Origin of the sequence: Solirubrobacter phytolaccae, assembly GCF_027587195.1 — a bacterium.
Classification (GTDB): Bacteria; Actinomycetota; Thermoleophilia; order Solirubrobacterales; family Solirubrobacteraceae; genus Solirubrobacter; species Solirubrobacter phytolaccae.
The window spans coordinates 14,472-27,529 of the sequence record NZ_JAPDDP010000090.1 but is presented as its reverse complement, the minus strand read 5'-3'; the positions used below and the strand labels follow the sequence as shown (position 1 = coordinate 27,529).

Sequence of the window (13,058 nt, the reverse complement as noted above, 5' to 3'; positions counted from 1 at the left end):
CTTGGCCTCCGACTTCGCCGCGGCCCCGCTCGCTGCCGCCCCACGGCTCGCGCCGGCCGTCGCCCGCGACGGGCGCGCGGTGGCGTGGCGCCTCCTGCTCGGCCGTGTCCGGCTCGGGCGTCGGCACAGGCACCGGGGCCGCGCGCTTGGTGCGGCGGCCGAGCTTGCGCGTCGGCGGCGCGTCCTCGTCGAGGGTGCGGTCCAACTGCTGGACGAGCTCGGCGGCGCTTCCCCAGCGGTCGTCGGGGTCCTTGGCCAGTCCGCGTTCCAACACGGCGTCAACCGCTCGCGACAGCTCGGGGGCGCGCGTCGAGGCCGGCGGCACCGGGTCCTCGACGTGGGCGCGGGCCTGGGCGGCGAAGTGATCGGCGTCGAAGGGACGTGCGCCCGTGAGCAGCTCGTAGGCGACCACGGCCAGCGCGTAGCGGTCCGACGCGGGCTGCGCGGCCTCGCCGAGCGCCTGCTCGGGGGAGAGGTAGGCGGCGGTGCCGAGGACCTGGCCGGTCGCGGTCAGCTGGTCCTCCCAGGCGACGCGGGCGATGCCGAAGTCGGCGACGCCGAGACGGTCGTGCTCGTCGAGCAGCAGGTTGCCGGGCTTGATGTCGCGGTGCACGACGCCCTGGGCGTGCGCGGTGTCGAGCGCGGCGCCCGCCTCGCGCAGCCAGCGGAGCTTGAGCTTGAGCGGGAGCTCGCGACCGGACTTGACCGCGTCCCCGATCGTGCCGCCGCGCATGATCTCCATGACCATGAACACGCGCCGCTGGTGCTCGCCGACGTCGTAGATCGTGACGACATTCGGGTGCGAGGAGAGGCCCGCGGCGGCGCGTGCCTCGCGCTGGAAACGACGGCGCGCGCGGTCGTCCTCGCCGAGGTGCGAAGCTAGGAGCTTCACCGCTACAGCGCGGTCCAAGAGCTCGTCGTGCGCCTCCCAGACACTCGCCATGCCACCGTTGGCGAGATGCCGGATCACGCGGTATCGATCCGGCAGGGAGATGCGATCCGGTGAGACCGGGGGCATCGCACACACGGTACCCGTCGCTCGCCCTCCTATACTCTTGCGCTCCAATGGCTCGTATCTGTCACTCCTGCGGCAAGCGCCCGGCTTTCGGCCAGTCCCGCTCGCACTCCATGGTCGCGACCAAGCGGCGTTTCGACATCAACGTTCAGAAGGTCCGGATCGTTGAGAGCGGCGCCCCGAAGCGCGTCTACGTGTGCACGCGCTGCCTCAAAGCGGGCAAGGTCACGAAGGCCTAACGGACGGCCGCGCACGTCGTGGCCGACGCCAGCCTTCTCCGCTTCCGCTTCGTCATCGAGGCTGCTCTCGCGCACCTCGAATCCCGTCGCGAAGAGGTCAATGACCTGAATGTCTTCCCGGTCGCCGATGGCGACACGGGGGACAACATGGCTCTGACCCTCCGCGCCGTGCTCGCTGAGCTCGACAATCTCTCCACCCAAGGGGAGATCGACGAGATCGGCCGTGATCAGATCGTGGATTCCGTCGCTCGCGCGGCGCTCCTCGGCGCGCGCGGAAACTCCGGGGTCATCCTGAGCCAGCTCATCCGCGGCGCCGCCGAGGAGCTCATCTCCCGGCCCGGCGAGCTCGTGGACCCCGTGCTTGTCGCCGCGGCGATGGCCCGTGCGGCCGATCGCGCGTACAGCTCGGTGCGAGATCCCGCCGAGGGCACGATTCTCACGGTCGTGCGCGAGATGGCGGCGCGCGCGTCGAGCGAGATCGCGCACATGGCCGAGCCGCGTCTGCAGCACCGCGTCGACGACGCGACGCAGAACGAGATGCTGGCCTACGTGCTCGAGCACGCGCTGGACGCCGGCGAGGCGTCCGTCAAGCGCGGCCCCGAGCTGCTGCCGATCCTGCGCGAGTCCGGCGTGGTCGACGCCGGCGGCTACGGCCTGACGATCATCTTCGCGGGCGTGATCGCGGCGCTGCGCGGCAACGAGCCGCCGCCGCTCGAGCATCACGCGCCCGCCCGGATCACGCACCCGCAGCACAACTCCTCGACGTACCGGTACTGCACGAACTTCGCGGTCACGGGCGACAACCTGGAGCCCGGCCCGTGGATCGCGCGCCTCGAGTCGCTCGGGGATTCCGTGCTCGTGGTCGGAGACTCGGCGACGCTCAAGATCCACGTCCACACCGACGAGCCCGAGACGGCCACCGCGCTGTTCACCGGCGTCGGCGAGGTCTCGCGCCTGGACGTGGCCGACATGCACGAGCAGGTCGAGCAGCGCACCGCCCGCGTGGGTGAAGCGATCGCCAAGTGCGGCATCCTCGCCGTCGTCAGCGGCGCCGGCATGCGCGTGCTGTTCGAGGGCATGGGCGCGCACGTCCTGGACGGCGGCCCGACGCTGAACCCGTCGACCTACGAGCTGCTCGCCGGCATCCACGAGGTCCCGGCCGAGGAGGTCGTGGTCCTCCCGAACTCCCCGAACGTCCGCATGGCCGCCGAGCGCGCCGCGGAGCTCTCCGAGAAGGCCGTCCGCGTCGTCCCGACCCGTTCGATGGCCGCCGGCCTCGCCGCCGCGGTCGCGCTGGACGCCGACGCCGACTCCCGCCACAACGCGGGCGCGATGGAGGAGACCCTGCGCCACGTCCGCACCGGCGGCGTCACCGAGGCCGCCCGCGACGACACCCAGGGCCGCTTCCGCCGCGGAGACTCCGTCGGCTTCATCGACGAGGAGCTCGTGGCCTGGGGCGAGCCGCAGGAGACCCTCGAGGTCGTCCTGGGCGAGCTGGGCCGTGAGGCCGAGCTCCTGACCGTCATCGAGGGGCACAACGCGCCCCTGGGCTCAGAAGCCGTCGCGGCTCTGGCCCCCGACACCGCCGAGTTCGAGCTGTCCGTGGGTGGACAGCCGGCCTGGTGGTGGCTCGTGTCGGCCGAGTAGAACGGCAACGGCTGATCACACCCGCGGGCGCCGCGTCAAGCAAACTCGCGCTTCGCGGCGAGCCCGCTTGACCCGACGCGGCGGGCGTGATGTGGGCAGGTGAGGAGGGTTCCCCTCACTGTGCGAACGCACATGCGTTCACCTCGGATCGATCACGAAGGACCAGCCGCGCAGGTTGGACGAGGGGGTGTGCCCGGAAACTCCCGCCCCGCGGACTTTTCCGGGCACACCCCCGTCCCAGGACGTGATCGAGTGGGGGTGTGTCCCGAAACCGTCCTCACAGGAAGGTTTCGGGACACACCCCTGCGAATTCGGCCCTAGCCATGTCTCCGAGGGAACGCACAGCGTTCCACAGTGAGGGGAACCCTCCTCACCTGCCCATCAGCGCACCGGCCGCGGCGGGTCAAGCAATTCCTGGAGCGGCCGCGCAAACGCGAAACCTCCCGAGCATGAATTGCTTGACGCGACGCCCGACGGTGTGCTCGCCGTCACGCGCGTGGCACCACCACGACCGGACACGCCGCCCGCCGCACCAACTTCGACGCGACCCCGCCGAGCAGCACGCGCCGCACCGGTCCGTAGCCACGCGACCCGCAGACCAGCAGGTCGCACTCCCGGTCGTCCAACGCCGCGAGCTCGTCGACCACGTCGCCCTCGAGCAGCTCGTCCGCGGCCTCGAAGCCCAACCCGGCCACCGCGGCGTCCAGCGCTTCCCGCGCGGCCTCGCGGACCGCGCCGAGGAACGCCTCCTCCGCGTCCCGGCCCGTGACCGGCGCGAAGATCTCCGCCCGCGGCGCCACGACGGTGTAGAGCGTCAGCGACGCGCCCGTCTGCTCGACCAGCGCCGCCGCCACGCGCAGGGCCTCGTGCGCCTCGGGCACGTCGACGAAGGCCACGCCGATCCGGCGCACCGCGGTGTCCGCCGGCTTCTCGCGCAGCCCGCGGGGCGCGACCGCGATCGGGCAGACCGCGCCGTGCAGCAGCCGCTCGCCGGTCGAGCCGGGGGAGATCCGCCGTCGTGCGCCGCGCCGCGAGGAGCCGACGACGATCATCGAGGCGCCGGTCTCGGACGCGATGTCGTCGAGCCCGTGTGCGGCGGAGGATGAGCCCACGACGCGGTACGTCGCCGCGACGCCGCGCCCCTCGAGGAACCGCCGCGCGCACCCGCTCATCTCCTCGGCCTGCTGGCGCATGTAGCCGACCCACTCGGCGTCGACGCGCCCGATCCCGATCGGGTTCTCCTCGGGGAAGACGCTGACGACGACGAGGTCCTCGTCCGTCGAGGCGCTGAGCGAAGCGCCCAGGGTGGCGGCGTCGTCGCCCGAGTCCGAGCCGTCGTGGCCGACGACGAGGGTCATGATCGCTTCGCTCGCTGCAGCAGGGAGTGGTTGCGGCCGTAGAAGAAGTAGATCGCGAACCCGAGGGCGAGCCAGATGCCGAAGCGCCACCAGGTCGTGCCCGGCAGTCGCGTCATCAGGTAGACGATCAGGATCGAGCCGATGATCGGGAAGAGCGGCACCGGCAGGTTCGCGAGCGGCACCTTGAACGGCCGCTCCATGTCCGGGTGCGTGACGCGCAGGACGACGACGCCGATGTTCACGAGCAGGAACGCGAACAGCGTGCCGATGTTGACCAACTCGGTGATCTCCTTCAAAGGCACGAAGGCCGCGAGTGCGCCGATGAAGAAGGCGAGGCCGATCGTGAGCCGCGCCGGCGTGCCGGTGCGCGGGCTCACGCGGGCGATCCCGCGCGGCATCAGGCCGTCACGCGCCATCGCGAACAGGATGCGCGTCTGGCCGTAGAGGATCGTGATCATCACGCTCGTGATCGCGATCAGCGCCCCGAACGCGAGCAGCGAGGCGGCCCACGTGATCCCGGCGCCTTCGTCCAGCACCTTGGCCAGCGGCGCCTCGGAGCCCTTGAGCTGGTCGGCGGGCAGCGAGCCGACGGCCGCGATCGACACGAGGATGTAGACGACCGTGCAGAGCGCGAGCGAGCCGATGATCGCGATCGGCAGGTCGCGTTTGGGCTCGCGCGCCTCTTCCGCGCCCGTCGACACGGCGTCGAAGCCGATGTAGGCGAAGAAGATCAGCGCGGCGGCGTTCACCATCCCGTCGAAGCCACTCGGCGCGAACGGCGACAGGTTGTCGGTGCTGAACGCGGTCGCGAACGCGACGATGATGAAGAACGCGAGGATCGCGAGCTTGATGAAGACCATGATGAAGTTCGCCTTCGCGGTCTCGCGCACGCCGCGGACGAGCAGGAACGCGACCGCGGCGACGATCGCGACGGCCGGGAGGTTGAACTTGCCGCCCTCCTCGGGCGGGTTCGCGATCGCCTCCGGGAGCGCGAACCCGAACGTGCTGTCCAGGAACGCGTTCAGGTTCCCGCCCCAGGCGACCGCCACGCCCGCGACCGACACGCCGTACTCGAGGATCAGGTCCCAGCCGATGATCCACGCGACGAGCTCCCCGAGCGTCGCGTAGGCGTAGGTGTACGCGGACCCGGAGACCGGGATCGAGGACGCCAGCTCCGCGTAGCAGAGCGCGGAGAACACGCACGTGACGGCGGCCAGGATGAACGACAGGACCACCGACGGCCCGGCCATGCCGATGCCTTCGCCGATGATCACGAAGATGCCGGTGCCGATCACCGCGCCGACGCCGAGCGCGGTCAGGTCCAGCGCGCCCACCGCGCGTTTGAGCCCGCCCTCCTCGCTGGCTTTCGTGTCGGCGACCAGCCGTTCGTGGTCCTTGACCGCGAACAGCCCGCTCGACCTGCGACTTGCCCCCATGCCGTCCCCCTGACGGTCGCCTAAACGGACCTTAAACGACCCGTCGGCGATGCGTCATGCCCGCCGGTCAGACTCTTCAGTCGTGCCACCGACCGCATTCGCCAGCTCCGACCCGCTCCCCGAGGGCGGCCGTCCGCGCATCCCGCGCCCCGGCCGGCTCGATCGCGAGCTCGAGCTGCCGGGCGAGAAGGCCGAGAAGGCGGGGGCGAAGCTCGGGCTGACGAACATCGCGGCGCTGCTGGACCACATCCCGCGCGACCGTCGCGCCGCACGCACGATCGGCGACCTGGTCGAGGGGGAGACCGCGACCGTCGTCGTCGAGGTGCTGACGATCACCAGCCGTCAGGTGCGGCGCCGCGGCATGAAGCCGCTCGTCGCCGCCCGCGTCTCGGACGAGACGGGCACGATGGGCGTCACGTTCTTCAACCAGCCGTGGCTGGAGCGCCGCTACCGCCCCGGCACGCGGTTGCTGCTCACCGGCAAGTACCAGGGCCAGCGCGGCTTCCGCGTCAACGAGCACGCGGAGACGGGCGAGCTCGTGTCCACGGGCGAGGACATGGCCACCTACCCGACGTCGGAAGGGCTCTCGTCGGTGCAGATCGCGGCGATGGTGCATGAGCACCGGGCCGAGATGCGCAACGTGCTGGACCCGCTGCCCGCCCGCATCCGCGCGCTGGAGCGGCTGCCGGACCGTTGGGCGGCAACCGACGCCGCGCACTTCGGCGACCAGGAGGGCGGTCGGAGAAGGCTCGCGTTCGACGAGTTCCTGCTGCTGCAGATCGCGCTGCTGCGTCGTCGCGCGCGCCGGCGGGAGGGCGCGCGGGCCGAGACGCTGACGCCGCCGTCCGACCTCACGGAGCGCTGGCTGCGTGACTCGCTCCCGTTCACGCCGACCGGCGACCAGAAGATCGCGATGACGACGATCGACGAGGACGTCGCCACCGATCGCCCGATGCAGCGGCTGCTGATGGGTGAGGTCGGCTCTGGCAAGACCGTCGTCGCGCTCTACGCGATGCTGCGCGCGGTGGAGTCGGGCGGCCAGGCAGCGCTGATGGCGCCGACCGAGACGCTCGCCGAGCAGCACTTCGCGACGCTCCAGAAGCTCATGCCCGGCGAGCTCGTCCAGGCCGCGCTGCTGACCGGATCGACGCCGCAGAGCCGCCGGACCGACCTGCTCGGCAAGCTCGGCAGCGGCGAGCTGAAGATCCTGGTCGGCACGCACGCGCTGATCGAGGACGCGGTCGAGTTCGACCGGCTGCTCGTGGCGGTCGTCGACGAGCAGCACCGCTTCGGCGTCAACCAGCGCCGCAAGCTGGACCGCAAGGCGCCGCCCGGCCGCGCGCCGCACATCCTGCACATGACGGCCACGCCGATCCCGCGCACGCTCGCGCTCACCGCCTACGGCGACCTGGACGTCACGACCCTGCACGAGCTGCCCGCGGGCCGCAAGCCGATCGACACCTACGTCGCCTCCACCGACAACGAGCGGGCCCGCGCCTATGAGCGCATCCGCGAGGAGCTCGACAAGGGCCGCCAGGCGTTCGTGGTCTGCCCGCTGGTCGAGGAGTCCGAGGCGCTGCAGGCCCGCGCCGCCACGGCCGAGTTCGAGCGCCTGCGCGGCGGCGAGCTCAAGGACTACCGCGTCGTGCTGATGCACGGCCAGATGCGCCCGCGGGAGAAGCAGGAGGCGATGAAGGAGTTCGCGGGCGGCGGCGCGGACGTGCTCGTCGCGACGACCGTGATCGAGGTCGGCATCGACGTGCCCAACGCGACCGTGATGCTCGTCGAGGACTCCGAGCGCTACGGCCTGAGCCAGCTCCACCAGCTGCGCGGCCGGATCGGGCGCGGGAAGTTCGACTCGGTGTGCCTGCTGTTCGGGCCCAAGGAGTCACGGCGCCTGCAGGCCATGGCCCAGCACTCCGACGGCTTCCGCCTGGCCGAGATCGACCTCGAGCTGCGCGGGGAGGGGGAGATGCTCGGCGTGCGTCAGTCGGGCATGCAGGCGTTCAAGTTCGCCCGCCTGCCCGAGGACCTCGAGCTGCTCGAACGGGCGCGTCGGCACGCCCGCGAGATCTCCGACTCAGACCCCGAGCTGCGCGAGCCCGAGCACACGCTGATCGAGGACGCGATCATGCGCGCCTACGGGGCGGACGCGCTCGAGCCGATCCCCGCCTAGAGGATCGACCACTGCCAGCGACGCACGCAGCCGCTGAGCTCGCGCGGCGGGTCGACCTCGTAAGAGGCGTTCTGCAACCTCCGCCCGTCCCAGCATGAGCTGCCAGGGCGCAGCTTGACCTCGTAGCTCGCGCCACCGCCGGAGTCGTCGTAGGCCATGCAGTGCCAGACGCCCTCGGCTCGCTCGCACGCGGCGGCCTCGGGCAGCATGCCGAAGGCGGCCACCCGGTGGACCGACACCTCCAGCGAGCGCTGGTCGACCGGCCCGTGCAGGACGAACCGCGCGAGCAGCGCGTAGGCCACGAACGCGAACCCGACGGCGAGCACGGCAAGGGTGAGCCTGAGCAAGGTCCGAACGACGATGGGACCATCGTCGCAGCCGCGTGACGTTCCGTGACGCGCTCGTGTCCCCGGCGCATGGTCCCTAAGACACTCATCGGCGGCGCGCTCATCGCCGCCGCCCTGCTCGCCCCGAACACCGCGTCCGCCGCCTCCTCCAAGGGCTGCGACAAGGACGGCGGCTTCTCGATCACGCTCGGCGACGGGTCGACGATCCGCGAGGGCTTCCGCGGCACGGTCGCCGCGTCGCGCCTGAACACGGCCAAGCTGCTCGTGCGCGGCAAGTTCATCACCTTCGACGTGGACCCCAGGACGTTCGCGGTCTACGACTACGCGTTCACCGGCGCGGCGAACCCGCTGGACATCACCGGCGGCCGCCGGATCGTCGCCTACGCCGGCAAGGTCCCCGACCACCGCGGCCTGACGCTCACCTCGAGCATGGACGTGCGCCTCAAGGACGACGGCCTGGAGATCAGCCGCACCGGCGCGGGCCTCTCGATGAAGCTCCAGGCCAAGAACTGCGCCAACGGCGGCCTCTTCCAGATGGAGCCCGAGCGCGCCGACGGCACCGCCACGCGCATCACGCACACGCTCGGCGCCGACGCCTTCTACTACGACAACCCGAACTTCCGCGCCCGCGAAGGCGACGTGCTGCCCTACAAGGACACCACCGCGACCGTGAGCGCCCGCGTGAACATCGGCTCCACCGTCGCCCCGAAGTTCGTCGGCCGTGACAGCCCGCAGGTCGCCACCCGCGTCGCGCCCGGCACCTGCCTCACCGCGATTCCCGCCCCGCGCCGTCCCGGCGGCGTCCAGAACGTCGACCACTGCGGCGGCGTGAGCGTCTGGGACGTCGCCTCCGGCGGCCGCATGGGCGGCGTGTTCGGCGAGGACGCGACCGAGGTCGCTCCGCCCGCCACGGCCTGCACCGAGGACTGCCAGGCCGAGAACCAGGTCCGGGGTGAGGCCGTCAACCTCGGCTTCCCGTTCCCGGTTCCGGCCGCGAACCGCTTCTCCCCGCGTTTCTAAAGGGGACTGTCCCCTTTACGCGACAGATGTCGCGTGAAGGGGTCTGACCCCTTTATGTTCAGGCCGGCGGGGTGATCGCCAGCGAGGACTCCTCGCCGGCCTGGAGCTTCGCGACGTGCTCGCGCAGGTTGGTCATGTCGATCAGCGACTCGCCGCGGCGGGTGGCGGCGAGCACCTCGGCCTCGAGCGCCTCGATCTGCTGGGCGCGCGGGACGCACGCCTCGAGCTGCTCGCGCGGGGCGATGACGATCCCGTCGGCGTCGGAGATCACGATCTCGCCGGGGTTCACGCGCAGGCCGCCGAACAGGATCGGCCCGCCCACCCGCGGCGGCACGTCGCTGCGGCCCGCCACCGGCACCGTTCCGCGCGCCCACAGGGGCAGCTCGGGCGGGAGCCCGGTGCGGTCGCGCACGTAGCCGTCGACGACGATCCCGCCCAGCCGGCGGCGCAAAGCCTCGTTGGCGAGCAGCTCGCCCAGGGCCGCCAACGGCGCGCCGCCGGCCTGCACGACGAGCACGTCGCCGGGCGCGGCCTCGCCGATCGCCCACAGCACCGACAGGAACTCGCCCGCGGCGACGACGGTGTACGCGGGGCCGCAGATCCGCACGTTCGCGGTGAGCGGTCGGATCGCGGGATCGACGACCGGGAGGGACTTGTCGACGTCGCAGAGCGTGCTGACGGGCAACCGGGCGAGGGCATCCATGGCGAGGAGGGTATTGGTGCTCTGCACGCCGTCACGCCGCGGCGCGCAATACGATCACTGCGCATCTATGGCCCCTGACCCGCGCATCGCGATCTGCCCTGGCTCCTATGACCCGGTCACCAACGGGCACCTGGACATCATCTCGCGCGCCTCGGTGATGTTCGACGAGCTGATCATCGCCGTCGTGAATGCTTCCGTGCGCAAGAGCAAGTCGGTGTTCACCGCGGAGGAGCGGATCGGGTTCATCGAGCGCGCCACCGCGCACCTGGGGAACGTCCGCGCGGTCCCGTTCGACAAGCTCGTGGTGGATTTCGCCCGTGAGCAGGGAGCAAAGGCGATCGTCAAAGGCCTGCGCGCGATCAGCGACTTCGAATACGAGTTGGAGATGAACCAGCTGAACCGCTCGCTGGCCTCCGATGTGGAATCCATCTACCTGATGGCCTCACCCCAGTACAGTTTCCTGTCATCTAGCGGAGTCAAGGAGATCGCCACTTTCGGAGGCGACGTTTCCGGACTCGTACCGGAAGAGGTCGCCCGCCGCTTGCAGGAAGCGCTGGGGCGGTAGCGAAACGGGGAGCCAAATGGACGTCCTGGTACTGATCGACAAGCTGGACGACCTCGTCCACAACGCGAAGGCGGTCCCGCTGACGGACACCGTCCGCGTGGACAAAGAGGAGATCTACGACATCCTCGACCAGATGCGCGCCACGATCCCCGAGGAGATCAAGCAGGCGCGCTGGATCGTCAAGGAGCGCCAGGAGATGCTCGCCGAGGCCAAGCGCGAGGCCGAGCGGATCGTGAAGGAGGCGCGCGAGCGCCAGGAGCAGCTCGTGTCCCAGCAGGAAGTCACCCGCCAGGCGGAACGCGCCGCGGAGGACATCATCGAGGACGCGCGCGCTCGTGAGCGGGAGATCCGGCTCGGCGCGGAGGACTACGCCGACGAGATCCTCAACACGCTCGAGGTCAACCTCTCCAAGTTCATCGCGGCCGTGCAGCGCGGCCGTGAGCGGCTCCAGGGCCGCGACGAGCCCGCCGAAGTCTCCTGAAATTCGAAGCGGGCACATCCCCTCCGCCCCACCCCGATCATCCGGCCTCGAATTGGCGGGTCTGACCCGGCGCTTCGGCGACCGGGTCGCGCTCGACGGCGTGTCGTTCTCGGTCGAGCCGGGCCAGATGTTCGGCTTCGTCGGTCCCAACGGGGCCGGCAAGACGACGACGATGCGGATCATCATGGGCGTGCTCGCGCCCGACGCCGGTGAGGTGCGCTGGAACGGTGCGCCGCTGAGCTTCGGCGTGCGCAGCCGCTTCGGCTACATGCCGGAGGAGCGCGGGCTGTACCCGAAGATGCGCGTGCACCGCCAGCTCAGCTACATGGCGGCGTTGCACGGTGTCGAGGACCCGGACGGCGCCGCGACCCGCTGGATCGAGCGCCTCGGGCTGACCGAACGCGCCGAAGATCGCGTCGAGCAGCTCTCGCTCGGCAACCAGCAGCGCGTCCAGCTCGCCGCCGCGCTCGTCCACGAGCCCGAGCTGCTCGTGCTCGACGAGCCGTTCTCCGGCCTGGACCCCGTCGGCGTGGACGTGCTGAGCGGCGTCCTGCTCGACTACGCGCGCACCGGCGTGCCGGTCGTCTTCTCCTCCCACCAGCTGGACCTCGTCGAGCGCCTGTGCGAGGCCGTCGCGATCATCAAGGACGGGCGGCTCGTCGCCTCCGGCACGGTCGAGGACCTGCGCGGGCCGGGCCAGAAGGTCGTCAAGGAAGTGATCGAGCGTCCGACGCTCACGGACCTGTTCCGGGAGGCGGTCAAATGATCGGCGACACTCGCCTGACGGCTCGCGTCGCTCCGAGGACTCGCCCAGGGGGCTCGCTCTCATGAACCGCAACGTCCGCTTGGTCGCGCGGCGCGAGATCAAGGAGCGCGTCGGCGAGAAGAGCTTCCTGATCTCGACCGGGATCACGCTCGCGATCATCATCCTCGTCGTCGTGATCCCGCCGCTGCTGGGCGTGGGCGGGACGACGCAGTACACGATCGCCACCGACGCCGAGAGCCGCCCGATCGCCGAGCGCGCGGTCCAGCTGGCCGGGAACTTCGACGCCGAGGTCTCGATCGTCGACTCTGGCGCGGACGTCACGCTCCGGGGCGGGGAGATCAAGTCCCAGGAGGAGCCCGACGACACGCTCGTCGGCCTGCTGCAGACCGCCAACCAGTCGCTCGAGCCCAGCCAGCGGCCCGAGCTGCGGGTAGTGACGGTCGAGCCGGTCGACCCCGAACGCGACGCCAAGGCCGGCCTGGCCTTCTTCGCGATCCTGATGCTCTACGGCCAGCTGATCGCCTATGGGTTCATGGTCGCCTCGGGCGTGGTGGAGGAGAAGGCCTCGCGCGTGATCGAGGTGCTGCTGGCCGCGATCCGCCCGAAGGACCTGCTCGCCGGCAAGGTGCTCGGCCTGGGGGTGCTCGGCCTGGGGCAGCTGCTGGCGATCGCCGTGATCGGCGTGGCCGTCGCGGGCGCGGCGGGCGTGCTGGACATCGACGGCACGCTGCTGTCCGCAGTCGCGCTCGCGCTCGTGTGGTTCGTGCTCGGCTACGCCTTCTACGCGGCCTTGTACGCCGTCGCGGGCGCGATGGTCCCGCGCCAGGAGGAGCTTCAGAGCTCCACGACACCCTTGACGATGGCGATCCTCGTCTCGTTCTTCGCCGGGTTCGCGGTCAACGAGGACCCGGACGGCGTGATCGCCCACGTGTGCGCGTTCATCCCCTTCACGGCGCCGATCACGATGCCGGGACGGCTCATGCTGGGCGAGGTCCCGGCGTGGGAGCTGATCGCCTCGGTGGCGGTGATGCTCGCTTCGACGGCGCTGCTGATCCCGCTCGCCGCGCGCATCTACTCCGCCGTGGTGCTGCGGACCGGTTCGGCGGTCAAGTTGTCGGAAGCGTTCCGGCTCGCTCGTCGATAGGTCAGCGCGCGGACCGCAAGTTCTGCGGGGCGGGGTCGTTGTTGCCCCCATGGACAGTCTGGACGCTTCGACGAATGGCATGGACGCCGTCCAGTTCGGAAGGACTGGTGTCCTGTGCAGCCGCGCTTTCGGCGCGCTCCTCACGGCGGCTTCGCTGCTTT

12 protein-coding genes and 1 pseudogene are annotated in these 13,058 nt (G+C 70.8%); 8 read left to right on the top strand and 5 right to left on the bottom strand.

Translation table 11 applies throughout. From position 1 onward, the window contains the following. On the bottom strand, window positions 1–1,018 hold a 1,018-nt coding region (locus tag OJ997_RS31635), incomplete at its 3' end, for a serine/threonine-protein kinase (protein WP_270029368.1). Between the two features lie 47 nt (window positions 1,019–1,065). On the opposite strand from OJ997_RS31635, the gene rpmB reads away from it, so the two are divergent. Together rpmB and OJ997_RS31625 are read left to right on the top strand one after the other, a co-directional pair. Continuing rightward, window positions 1,066–1,254 (top strand): 50S ribosomal protein L28, encoded by a 189-nt coding sequence (rpmB, locus tag OJ997_RS31630; RefSeq protein WP_121257032.1) that lies wholly within the window; start codon window positions 1,066–1,068, stop codon window positions 1,252–1,254. Between the two features lie 18 nt (window positions 1,255–1,272). Further along, window positions 1,273–2,901, top strand: coding sequence for a DAK2 domain-containing protein (locus OJ997_RS31625; RefSeq protein WP_270029367.1), 1,629 nt, complete (start codon window positions 1,273–1,275; stop codon window positions 2,899–2,901). Between the two features lie 488 nt (window positions 2,902–3,389). On the opposite strand, the gene OJ997_RS31620 is transcribed toward OJ997_RS31625, so the two are convergent. Next, window positions 3,390–4,259 carry a universal stress protein gene (locus OJ997_RS31620; RefSeq protein WP_270029366.1) on the bottom strand — a complete coding sequence of 290 codons (870 nt, stop codon included), beginning with the start codon at window positions 4,257–4,259 and terminating at the stop codon, window positions 3,390–3,392. Then, window positions 4,256–5,695, bottom strand: coding sequence for an amino acid permease (locus OJ997_RS31615; protein ID WP_270029365.1), 1,440 nt, complete (start codon window positions 5,693–5,695; stop codon window positions 4,256–4,258). The genes OJ997_RS31620 and OJ997_RS31615 overlap by 4 nt, the downstream gene beginning before the upstream one ends. Before the next feature lie 82 nt (window positions 5,696–5,777). On the opposite strand from OJ997_RS31615, the gene recG reads away from it, so the two are divergent. Continuing rightward, a complete protein-coding gene (gene recG, locus OJ997_RS31610) occupies window positions 5,778–7,871 on the top strand; it encodes an ATP-dependent DNA helicase RecG (protein WP_270029364.1) in 2,094 nt (697 codons plus the stop codon). Here recG and OJ997_RS31605 read toward each other — a convergent pair. Further along, window positions 7,868–8,218, bottom strand: a complete 351-nt coding sequence (locus OJ997_RS31605) for a hypothetical protein (protein WP_270029363.1) — start codon at window positions 8,216–8,218, stop codon at window positions 7,868–7,870. The two genes, recG and OJ997_RS31605, sit on opposite strands and share 4 nt — an antisense overlap. 69 nt (window positions 8,219–8,287) lie before the next feature. Between OJ997_RS31605 and OJ997_RS31600 the strand changes: the two genes are divergently transcribed. Further along, window positions 8,288–9,238, top strand: a complete 951-nt coding sequence (locus OJ997_RS31600) for a hypothetical protein (protein WP_270029362.1) — start codon at window positions 8,288–8,290, stop codon at window positions 9,236–9,238. A 58-nt stretch (window positions 9,239–9,296) separates the two neighbouring features. Here OJ997_RS31600 and OJ997_RS31595 read toward each other — a convergent pair whose 3' ends face one another. After that, window positions 9,297–9,941 (bottom strand): RraA family protein, encoded by a 645-nt coding sequence (locus OJ997_RS31595; protein ID WP_270029360.1) that lies wholly within the window; start codon window positions 9,939–9,941, stop codon window positions 9,297–9,299. A 67-nt stretch (window positions 9,942–10,008) separates the two neighbouring features. On the opposite strand from OJ997_RS31595, the gene coaD reads away from it, so the two are divergent. The 4 genes and pseudogenes from coaD to OJ997_RS31575 all read left to right on the top strand — a co-directional run bounded on the left by coaD (window position 10,009) and on the right by OJ997_RS31575 (window position 12,897). Next, window positions 10,009–10,506 carry a pantetheine-phosphate adenylyltransferase gene (gene coaD / locus OJ997_RS31590; RefSeq protein ID WP_270029359.1) on the top strand — a complete coding sequence of 166 codons (498 nt, stop codon included), beginning with the start codon at window positions 10,009–10,011 and terminating at the stop codon, window positions 10,504–10,506. A 16-nt stretch (window positions 10,507–10,522) separates the two neighbouring features. After that, the gene (locus tag OJ997_RS31585; protein ID WP_121257010.1) at window positions 10,523–10,987 is read left to right on the top strand and encodes an ATPase; all 465 of its coding nucleotides are present in this window, start codon (window positions 10,523–10,525) and stop codon (window positions 10,985–10,987) included. Window positions 10,988–11,003: 16 nt separating this feature from the next. After that, window positions 11,004–11,696, top strand: a pseudogene (locus OJ997_RS31580) (ABC transporter ATP-binding protein); the annotation flags it as partial. Between the two features lie 118 nt (window positions 11,697–11,814). Beyond that, window positions 11,815–12,897 carry an ABC transporter permease gene (locus OJ997_RS31575; RefSeq protein ID WP_270029357.1) on the top strand — a complete coding sequence of 361 codons (1,083 nt, stop codon included), beginning with the start codon at window positions 11,815–11,817 and terminating at the stop codon, window positions 12,895–12,897. The last annotated feature ends 161 nt before the right edge of the window (window positions 12,898–13,058 follow it).

Coding starts and splice junctions, on each gene's coding strand:
- rpmB (WP_121257032.1), top strand. CDS start 1,066: ATGGCTCGTATCTGTCACTCCTGCGGCAAGCGCCCGGCTTTCGGCCAG.
- OJ997_RS31620 (WP_270029366.1), bottom strand. CDS start 4,259: ATGACCCTCGTCGTCGGCCACGACGGCTCGGACTCGGGCGACGACGCC.
- OJ997_RS31615 (WP_270029365.1), bottom strand. CDS start 5,695: ATGGGGGCAAGTCGCAGGTCGAGCGGGCTGTTCGCGGTCAAGGACCAC.
- OJ997_RS31600 (WP_270029362.1), top strand. CDS start 8,288: ATGGTCCCTAAGACACTCATCGGCGGCGCGCTCATCGCCGCCGCCCTG.
- OJ997_RS31595 (WP_270029360.1), bottom strand. CDS start 9,941: ATGGATGCCCTCGCCCGGTTGCCCGTCAGCACGCTCTGCGACGTCGAC.
- coaD (WP_270029359.1), top strand. CDS start 10,009: ATGGCCCCTGACCCGCGCATCGCGATCTGCCCTGGCTCCTATGACCCG.
- OJ997_RS31585 (WP_121257010.1), top strand. CDS start 10,523: ATGGACGTCCTGGTACTGATCGACAAGCTGGACGACCTCGTCCACAAC.
- OJ997_RS31575 (WP_270029357.1), top strand. CDS start 11,815: ATGAACCGCAACGTCCGCTTGGTCGCGCGGCGCGAGATCAAGGAGCGC.